This window comes from Streptococcus sp. HMSC061E03 (genome assembly GCF_001813505.1).
Taxonomy (GTDB): domain Bacteria; phylum Bacillota; class Bacilli; order Lactobacillales; family Streptococcaceae; genus Streptococcus.
This window is the reverse complement of sequence record NZ_KV812784.1, coordinates 930,388-939,739: the sequence shown is the minus strand read 5'-3', so window position 1 is coordinate 939,739 and position 9,352 is coordinate 930,388. Positions and strand designations below refer to the sequence as shown.

General features: G+C 42.5%; 10 protein-coding genes and 1 riboswitch. Of the genes, 9 read left to right on the top strand and 1 reads right to left on the bottom strand.

Annotated features, from left to right (window positions below; all coding sequences use genetic code 11):
* The first annotated feature begins 330 nt into the window (after nucleotides 1-330).
* From metK to HMPREF2917_RS04720, 8 genes are all read left to right on the top strand, one after another.
* The gene (gene metK, locus HMPREF2917_RS04755) at nucleotides 331-1,521 is read left to right on the top strand and encodes a methionine adenosyltransferase (RefSeq protein WP_049497327.1); all 1,191 of its coding nucleotides are present in this window, start codon (nucleotides 331-333) and stop codon (nucleotides 1,519-1,521) included.
* A 192-nt stretch (nucleotides 1,522-1,713) separates the two neighbouring features.
* A complete protein-coding gene (locus tag HMPREF2917_RS04750) occupies nucleotides 1,714-2,973 on the top strand; it encodes a UDP-N-acetylglucosamine 1-carboxyvinyltransferase (RefSeq protein ID WP_070589247.1) in 1,260 nt (419 codons plus the stop codon).
* A gap of 56 nt (nucleotides 2,974-3,029) precedes the next feature.
* Nucleotides 3,030-3,581, top strand: a complete 552-nt coding sequence (locus HMPREF2917_RS04745; protein ID WP_070589245.1) for a GNAT family N-acetyltransferase — start codon at nucleotides 3,030-3,032, stop codon at nucleotides 3,579-3,581.
* Nucleotides 3,574-4,851 carry a CBS-HotDog domain-containing transcription factor SpxR gene (gene spxR / locus HMPREF2917_RS04740; protein WP_070589243.1) on the top strand — a complete coding sequence of 426 codons (1,278 nt, stop codon included), beginning with the start codon at nucleotides 3,574-3,576 and terminating at the stop codon, nucleotides 4,849-4,851. Before HMPREF2917_RS04745 ends, spxR begins: the two co-directional genes overlap by 8 nt.
* A gap of 21 nt (nucleotides 4,852-4,872) precedes the next feature.
* Complete coding sequence (locus tag HMPREF2917_RS04735; RefSeq protein ID WP_070589241.1) at nucleotides 4,873-5,733, top strand: methionyl aminopeptidase; 861 nt, start codon at nucleotides 4,873-4,875, stop codon at nucleotides 5,731-5,733.
* Between the two features lie 82 nt (nucleotides 5,734-5,815).
* Nucleotides 5,816-6,787 carry a YihY/virulence factor BrkB family protein gene (locus HMPREF2917_RS04730; RefSeq protein ID WP_070450546.1) on the top strand — a complete coding sequence of 324 codons (972 nt, stop codon included), beginning with the start codon at nucleotides 5,816-5,818 and terminating at the stop codon, nucleotides 6,785-6,787.
* Nucleotides 6,788-7,039: 252 nt separating this feature from the next.
* Nucleotides 7,040-7,504, top strand: a complete 465-nt coding sequence (locus HMPREF2917_RS04725) for a MarR family winged helix-turn-helix transcriptional regulator (protein ID WP_070589239.1) — start codon at nucleotides 7,040-7,042, stop codon at nucleotides 7,502-7,504.
* A complete protein-coding gene (locus tag HMPREF2917_RS04720; protein ID WP_070589237.1) occupies nucleotides 7,501-8,208 on the top strand; it encodes a B3/B4 domain-containing protein in 708 nt (235 codons plus the stop codon). The genes HMPREF2917_RS04725 and HMPREF2917_RS04720 overlap by 4 nt, the downstream gene beginning before the upstream one ends.
* Before the next feature lie 25 nt (nucleotides 8,209-8,233).
* Here the strand turns inward: HMPREF2917_RS04720 and HMPREF2917_RS04715 are convergent, their stop codons facing one another.
* Nucleotides 8,234-8,677, bottom strand: coding sequence for a GtrA family protein (locus HMPREF2917_RS04715; RefSeq protein ID WP_049497318.1), 444 nt, complete (start codon nucleotides 8,675-8,677; stop codon nucleotides 8,234-8,236).
* A 28-nt stretch (nucleotides 8,678-8,705) separates the two neighbouring features.
* Nucleotides 8,706-8,812: riboswitch (PreQ1 riboswitch) on the top strand.
* On the opposite strand from HMPREF2917_RS04715, the gene HMPREF2917_RS04710 reads away from it, so the two are divergent.
* Nucleotides 8,810-9,319, top strand: a complete 510-nt coding sequence (locus HMPREF2917_RS04710) for a QueT transporter family protein (RefSeq protein WP_003006740.1) — start codon at nucleotides 8,810-8,812, stop codon at nucleotides 9,317-9,319. (Overlaps the previous riboswitch by 3 nt.)
* Nucleotides 9,320-9,352 lie beyond the last annotated feature (33 nt).

Genomic DNA, 9,352 nt, shown 5'->3' with positions numbered 1-9,352 from the left:
TACCCATTGGTACGCGGACGCCTACCATTTTTGAAGATAAAAAAGCACCGTGTGAGGGTGCTAGATATTGCTGCTGAACTCGTAAATGATTGATACCCTAAGGGGTATTTTTTTGTGAACTTTTTAGGAACTTTAAGGACTGTATAAGTCAGTTTAACTGGGTAGTGCATAGACCGAAAAAGCTGATTTAATGGGCTTTTTGAAAAACCATTTTCCATATCATATGTAATGTGTTATAATGAAGTGTTATATGGTCCCGATAAGGTGGTAGAAATCTTCTATCAGTACTTTGTAACTCTATAACAATATTTTTTAAGGGGGGACATTTTTATGTCAGAACGTAAACTTTTCACGTCTGAATCAGTATCTGAGGGGCATCCAGATAAGATTGCAGACCAAATTTCAGATGCTATTTTAGATGCTATTTTAGAGCAAGATCCAGAAGCTCACGTGGCTGCCGAAACAGCTGTTTATACTGGTTCAGTCCATGTTTTCGGTGAGATTTCAACGACTGCTTATGTGGATATTAACCGTGTGGTGCGTGATACAATTGCAGAGATTGGGTATACCAATACGGAATATGGATTCTCTGCTGAGACTGTAGGAGTACACCCATCTTTGGTGGAACAATCTCCTGATATTGCCCAAGGGGTTAATGAAGCCTTGGAAGTTCGTGGAAATGCAGATCAAGATCCACTTGATTTGATTGGAGCTGGAGACCAAGGTCTCATGTTTGGTTTTGCGGTGGATGAAACAGAAGAACTCATGCCATTGCCAATTTCACTCAGCCACAAGTTGGTTCGTCGTTTGGCAGAGCTTCGTAAGTCTGGGGAAATCAGCTATCTTCGTCCAGATGCCAAGTCACAAGTTACTGTTGAGTACGATGAAAACGACCGCCCAGTGCGCGTGGATACAGTGGTTATTTCAACTCAACACGATCCAGATGTCAGCAATGAACAAATCCACGAAGATGTGATTAACAAGGTCATCAAAGAAGTGATTCCAGCTTCTTACCTAGATGAGGAGACTAAATTCTTCATCAACCCAACTGGTCGCTTCGTTATCGGTGGGCCTCAAGGGGACTCAGGTTTGACAGGTCGCAAGATCATTGTTGATACCTATGGTGGTTATTCACGTCACGGTGGTGGTGCCTTTTCTGGTAAGGACGCAACTAAGGTGGACCGTTCCGCTTCTTATGCAGCTCGCTACATTGCCAAGAATATCGTGGCAGCAGGTCTTGCTAAGAAAGCAGAAGTGCAATTGGCTTATGCCATTGGGGTTGCTCAACCTGTCTCTGTTCGTATTGATACCTTTGGTACTGGAACAGTCGCTGAAAGTAAGCTTGAAAAAGCAGCACGTGAGATCTTTGATCTTCGTCCTGCAGGGATTATTCAAATGTTGGATTTGAAACGTCCAATCTACCGTCAAACAGCAGCTTATGGCCATATGGGACGGACAGATATCGACCTTCCATGGGAACGTTTGGACAAGGTAGAAGCCTTGAAAGAAGCTGTAAAATAATTCGTTGAAATGGAAAAGTTAGGGTCAAGTTGATCCTAGCTTTTTTTCGTTTTGAAAATTCCTACAGATGGAAAAATAGGTCGATCTGTGGTATAATAGATGCAGTATTTTGAATACGTTGTCCCTTTTATTTCCGTTTCAAAAAACGATAGTAAAAGGAAAAAGACTTGAAAGAGCTAATAAATTATTAAGATGAAAAAAATTGTAATAAATGGTGGTCGCCCTCTAAAAGGAGAGGTGACCATTAGTGGTGCAAAAAATAGTGTAGTAGCCTTGATTCCGGCGACCATTCTGGCGGATGATATCGTGACCCTTGATGGGGTACCGGATATCTCCGACGTGGCGAGTCTGATTGAAATCATGACCATCATGGGGGCTAAGATCGAGCGCAAAGAAGACAGTTTGATCATTGATCCACGTGGGGTGAAGAATATGCCCATGCCATTTGGAAAAATCAACAGTCTGCGAGCTTCCTATTATTTCTATGGCAGCTTATTAGGACGCTATGGTCAAGCAACTGTTGGGCTTCCTGGTGGGTGTGATCTTGGCCCACGTCCGATTGATTTGCATTTGAAGGCCTTTGAAGCGATGGGAGCCGCTATGACCATGGATGGCTCTAGTATGAAACTTGCGACTGATGGCAAGCCTCTTCAAGGAGCAAACATCTACATGGATACTGTTAGTGTCGGTGCAACGATCAATACGATTTTGGCAGCAGTCAAGGCTGAAGGCCGGACGGTGATCGAAAATGCTGCGCGGGAACCTGAGATTATCGATGTGGTGACCTTGCTCAACAACATGGGAGCCCATATTCGTGGAGCAGGAACAGACATTATTATCATTGATGGTGTTCCACAATTGCATGGAACGAGACATCAGGTGATTCCAGATCGCATCGAAGCTGGAACCTATATTGCCCTTGCAGCTGCTATTGGAGAAGGTATCCAGATCAATAATGTCCTGTATGAGCATTTAGAGAGCTATATTGCTAAGTTAGAGGAAATGGGTGTGCGCATGACCATTTCTGAAGATAGTATCTTTGTAGAAAAGCAGACGGGCTTGAAGGCCATCCAGATCAAAACGTCTCCTTATCCTGGTTTTGCGACTGATTTGCAACAACCGATCACACCTTTGCTCTTAACGGCTGCAGGACGTGGACGCATTGTTGATACAATTTATGAAAAGCGGGTCAACCATGTACCAGAATTGGCTAAAATGGGGGCCAACATTTCGACCTTGAACGACCACATTATTTATGAAGGGCCAAATCAATTGACAGGATCCAGTGTGAAAGCGACGGATCTTCGAGCTGGTGCGGCTTTAGTGATCGCCGGTCTCATGGCTTCTGGAACAACAGAAATTACAAATGTGGAATACATCCTTCGCGGGTATTCAGATATTATTCATAAATTGACCCAACTTGGAGCAGATATCCAGTTGGTAGAGGAATAGTGACAGAACTTGGGATCTGATAGTGGCGGCTGGATACACGAACAATGGAGTTTGAAATGAATATTTGGACGCACTTAGCTGCCTATTCACTAATTGAAACACAAAGGTTGTATTTACGACCTTTTCTCTTTGAGGATGCGGAAGATTTTTATAAGATTGCTTCGAATCCTGAAAATTTACAATTTATCTTTCCTTCACAAGCCGATCTTGCTGAAACTCAATATGTACTAGCCAACTATTTCATGAAAAATCCTTTGGGGGTTTGGGCGATCTGTGATAAGGAAACCAATCAGATGATCGGCTCCATTAAGTTTGAAAAGTTGGATGAGATTAAGGGTGAGGCTGAGTTAGGCTACTTTTTACGCAAAGATTTTTGGGGAAAGGGTCTGATGACAGAAGCGGTCAAAGAGTTGGTTTATCTATCATTTGAGAAATTTCAACTGAAGGAGCTTAAGATTGTCACCCATGTTGAAAATGCAGGGAGTCAAAAGGTCGCTTTAAAGGCTGGTTTTCGTCTTTTTCGTCAATTCAAAGGGAGTGACCGCTATACGCGTAAAATGCGCGATTATTATGATTTCCGCCTAGGTAGAGGGGACTTCTATGAGTAAACACCAAGAGATTTTAGACTATCTCGAAAAATTGCCGATTGGAAAACGGGTCAGTGTCCGCAGTATTTCCAACTTTTTGAATGTCAGTGATGGGACGGCTTATCGGGCCATTAAAGAAGCTGAAAATCAAGGAATTGTAGAAACGCGTCCTAGAAGCGGGACTATCCGTGTCAAATCGAAAAAAGCTGTACTAGAGCACTTGACCTATCGGGAAATTTTAGAAATCACTGGCTCTGAAATATTAGCAGGTGAGGAAGGTCTCGAAAAAGAATTTAATAAATTTTACATCGGTGCTATGACGGAAAAGCACGTCCTAGACTATGTGTCTGAAGGGGGACTTTTGATCGTGGGTGACCGCACTAGCATCCAACGATTGGCTCTTAAGCATGACAATGCGGTCTTAGTGACAGGTGGCTTTGAGGTCAGTGAGGATGTGATTGATCTGGCTAATCAGGTAAAAATCCCAGTCATCCGAACTTCACACGATACCTATACCGTTGCGACTATGATCAATAAGGCCTTGTCTAATATGCAGATCAAGACGGATATCTTGACAGTCGAGCAGGTCTATCGGCCCTTCCATGAGTACGGCTACCTTTCTGAGACGGATACGGTCCGGGATTATTTAGATTTGGTTCGAAAGAATCGCTTTAGTCGTTTTCCGGTTGTCAATCAGCACCAGATGGTAGTTGGCGTCGTAACCATGAGAGATGCTGGAGATAAGGCGCCTCAGACGACCCTTGATAAGGTGATGTCACGGACCATTTTTACCACTAATTTGTCCACCAGCATTGCGACGATTAGCCAACGGATGATCGCTGAAGATTATGAAATGATTCCTGTTGTTCGTAATAACCAGACCTTGCTGGGTGTTATTACGCGTCGGGATGTCATGGATCGGATTAGCAAGGTGCAGTTTTCGAGCTTACCAACCTTTAGTGAGCAAATTGGTCAAAAGATTCAAACAGAGAACGACCATTACCAATTCACAGTGGAGCCAAGTATGCTGGAGAAAAGCGGTGTTTTGGCCAATGGGGTCATGATCGAAGTGCTGATGAAGGTTATTCGCAAAATGATGCAACACAGTGGGCGTAGCTTGATTGTCGAACAGTTGATCATCAATTTTTTACAGGCTGTACAGGTGGATGATGTGATCCGCATTGAACCCCAACTTGTTCGAAGAACCAGACGTTCAGCCTTGGTTGATTTTAGCTTGTATTTAGATCTGCAGCTAGTCGCGAAAGCAACCATTACGATTAAGATTAATTAAACAAAAAGAAATGAGGAGACAATGATTACATTAAAATCACAACGTGAAATTGAAGCCATGGATCGTGCGGGAGATTTCCTTGCCAGCATCCATATTGGATTGCGTGACTTGATCAAGCCAGGGCTTGACCTTTGGGAAGTAGAAGAATATGTCCGTCGTCGCTGTAAAGAAGCCAATGTCTTGCCGCTTCAAATCGGTGTAGAAGGTAGTCTCATGGACTATCCTTATGCGACTTGCTGTGGTTTGAATGACGAAGTAGCCCATGCTTTTCCACGTCATGTCATTCTCAAAGATGGTGATCTCCTCAAGGTAGACATGGTCTTGTCTGAACCACTGGATAAATCTGTTTTGGATGTATCGAAATTAGATTTTGATAATGTAGCCCAAGTGAAGAAATACACGGAGTCTTATAGTGGTGGCTTGGCGGACTCTTGCTGGGCTTATACGGTGGGAAATGTTTCGCAAGAAGTCAAAGATTTGATGGACGTGACCAAAGAATGTCTCTATAAAGGAATTGAGAAAGCAGTCGTTGGCAATCGCTTGGGAGATATTGGTGCAGCAATTCAAGAGTATGCGGAAAGCAAAGGCTATGGCGTGGTGCGTGATTTGGTCGGACACGGTGTCGGGCCTACCATGCATGAAGAACCAATGGTCCCGCATTATGGTCGTGCTGGACGCGGTCTTCGCTTACGTGAAGGGATGGTCTTGACGATTGAGCCAATGATTAATACCGGTACTTGGGAGATTGATACAGATATGGAAACTGGTTGGGCCCATAAGACCCTCGACGGTGGCCTTTCTTGTCAATACGAGCATCAATTTGTGATTACAAAAGATGGTCCAGTGATCTTGACTAGTCAAGGTGAAGAAGGAACATACTAAAACTAGAGAGGAAAGAATGGAGCTGAAGGCAAGTGTCTGGTTTCGCTCTTTGCTCTTTTTTAGTAAAATGGGGAGGTGACGAATGAAAAAGGTCCTACAAAAAGTATTGGGACAGCCATTTATAAAGGGCTTCGTGCGGTTTTATCAGAGCGCAGAGTCTGATATCACCAGCATTGCGGTGGCTTATTATTTGCTGATCTCCATTTTTCCATTGATGCTGATTGCAGCCAATATTTTACCCTACTTTCATATTCGTCCCACTCAGATTCTTTTAAGCTTACAGAAAGTTTTGCCAGCCTCCTTATATCGAATAGTGGCACAGATGATTTCGAGTGTGTTGACCAAACCTTCGACAGGCTTACTGAGTTTCTCGATTATTTCTGCTTTGTGGATCTTCTCTCAGAGCATTGCCTACCTCCAAAAAGCCTATAACAAGAGTTATGGGGTGGAAAAGGAGCGTGGTATTATCTGGGGGCGACTCTTTAGCTTTCTGATCAGTTTTGCCTTGCAGGGTTTGTTTGGACTCTCGCTGATCCTTTCCATGTTTGGGAAAATGATCGTTCGCTATCTCTATCGGACCTTTTCATTTGATCGGACGATTTATGTGCGCTTACTGAATTTGACAGAGCCGACCATCTATCTCTTGCTTTTTGTTAGTCTGGTCTTGCTCTATTACACCCTTCCAAATGTCAAAATTCCGAAATTTAGATATGTATTGCCAGGGGCGACCTTTGTTGTTGCTGTCCTGTATGCGATCTTGAATATCTTTTGGAAATATGTGGATCGTTATGTGAGTCATTTCTTAGATGCTCGTTTCTTCGGTTCGGTCGTCCTAGCGGTCATCATGTTCTGGTTCATCTTGGTGGCAAAAATCATGATTATTGGTTGTATTTTAAACGCCAGTATCCAATTTGCTAGAGAAGCAAAGTTCCAAACGCGCAGTGGAGAAATTGTCTCTAAGTTAAAATCAGAAGAAGTGGACTTTCGGCATAGAGAAGTTTCACAAAAATTAAAGCGTCGCTTACGCTTGATAAAAAAAGAAAAAACGGAATAAGAGAGAGTGGGACAGAAATCGGTCATTCGTTAGAATTCGATTTCGTCGTTCCACCTCCGCACAGTTGAGTAGGCCTGTATAAGCTGATGAAATCAGCGTATTAGAGCCCACTCAACAACTGCGTCTTGCTCGACAATCCAAAAACAATAGAGAGGCTAGGACTTTTGTCCCAGCCTCTTTTTTCTTATCTATTTTTATTGCATTTGCAACAAAAATGTGTTATGCTATTGTCAATAGGAAAGGAGGAGTAAGATGAGTATTTTGCGTGAGATTGGCATCATTGCGAGAGCACTGGATTCTATAGCAAATATTGAATTTCGAGATTTGGATCTGGCGCGTGGTCAATACCTCTACTTGGTGCGAATTGCCGAGCAACCTGGAATGATTCAGGAAGAACTCTCTGAAGTCTTGAAAGTCGATCGATCCACCGTTGCAAGGTCTGTAAAAAAACTAGAAGAACGAGGACTGATTCAGCAGCGTCCAAGGGGTGAAAACCTTAAAATCAAGGAATGGGAATTAACTGAAAAAGGTAAGCAGATTTACCCCTTCATTTTAGGGGAGCATCTTTACTCTGAGACAACTGCCTTAAAAGGATTTTCCAAAGAAGAAGTCGCACAGTTAGAGGAGTATCTCATACGAGTTCGAGAGAATATCACCTTGGATTGGGAGCTAGTCAAAAAAGGTCAAAAAAGAAATTATAGTGAGGTAAAGCAATGAAAGTGACAGTCGATCAAGCATTTTGGGATTTATTTCCAACAGCTAGAATTACAGTGATGTCCTTGTATGGTATTGATAATACAGTAGATGAAGCCAAGGATCCTTATTTCAAAGAATTGTTGGACAAGGGTACCAAGAGAGCATGGGAATTTATTGATGAAGAAAACTATACCCAGAGTGAGTTCGTTCAAGAGTGGCGCCAAGCTTTTAGCAAGTTTAAAACAAAAAAAGGAGCCCGATCTTCAATCGAGGCACTCTTAAAACGGATTCACCAGGGACGTGAATTCTATCCGATTAATCCTTTGGTGGATCTTTACAATAGTGTTTCTATGTCTTATGCCCTTCCTTGTGGGGGAGAAGATATGGATAAATTGGTGGGTGGACTTTCTCTAGGACAAGCGAAAGGAGGCGAACCTTTCTTTCCATTAGGTGCTGAAGAAGATGCTCCAGCTTTGGAAGGGGAGATTATCTACTACGACCAAGAAGGAGCTGTTTGCCGTTGCTTGAATTGGCGTGAGGCACAAAGAACTATGTTAACAGAAGATACCAAGGACGCTATTTTAGTCATTGAAGCCATCAATGAGGAACAGGCCAAACGAGCCCAAACAGCTATGCAGGAATTGAAAGATCTAGCCAAGGATTATTTTGGGGTTGAAGGCACCATCTATCAATTAAGTGCAGAGCATGCAAGTATAGAAGTTTAAAAGAATAAAGCTTGAAACAATCGTTTCAAGCCTTATTTTTGTTTTTAAAGACAAAGAGTTTACTAAAGACGTAATTGAGGACCACAATGGCCACTTGTGCAAAGAGGGTTTCAATCAGATTGATTTGGCTCTTGTTATTGTGGACGAATTGCCCGATAATTCCTGGGAACTGCTTGACAAAGATTTCGGTCAAGGCCATATCTAGAATAAAGGTCCCAGAGCGCGCAATCGCAAATCGGATCAAGCGCTGAAACCAGCCCTTTCTTTCTTGTTTAAAGACAATGGTATCATTGGTTGCAAAGGCAAAGAGGATCCCGGCAATGTTTCCAATTGCGGTCGCTAATCGTTCATCACGAGACACTTGATAGATGAAGAGGCGGGTTCCGACGGAAACAATGGTTGTGGCAACTCCAAAAAAGAGATAGGATAAAATCTCATTATCAAAAAATTTTTTAATTAGTGTTTTCATAAATTCAGTCTACCATAAAACCTCAAAATATGCTATACTTGAAAGGTTGAAGAAATCAAACCTTCAACCCTTGGTGCTTAAGATCCTTTCGCCAAGCATATTACACGCGGGAAAACCGCTAAAGGAGAATAAATGAAACAGTTAACTGCTCGTGATATGGCACAAATTGCCATTGTTGCTGCGATTTATATCGTATTGACCATTACCCCACCTCTCAACGCTATGGCCTACTATGGCTATCAATTCCGTGTTTCGGAAATGATGAATTTCTTAGCTTTTTACAATAAGAAGTACTTGATTGCGGTGACGCTTGGTTGTATGATTGCTAACTTATTTAGTTTTGGATGGATCGATGTCTTTGTCGGTGGAGGTTCAACCTTTGTCTTCTTAGGACTTGGACTCATTCTATTTGGTCGATTCAAAAACAAGTTCTTGTTTGACGGTCTTATTCGCTTGGACCATTTCTTGTTTGCGATTTTCTTTTCCATCTCCATGTTTACGATCGCTTTGGAACTTTACTACCTTCAAGGCCAACCATTCTTCTATAACTGGTTGACCATGGGATTGGGTGAATTCGCATCCTTAATTTTTGGAGCGATTGTGATCAATCAACTTTCTAAACGGATCGATTTTACAAAATAAGAAAAGGGAGCTTTGGCTCCTTTTTTTCATGCT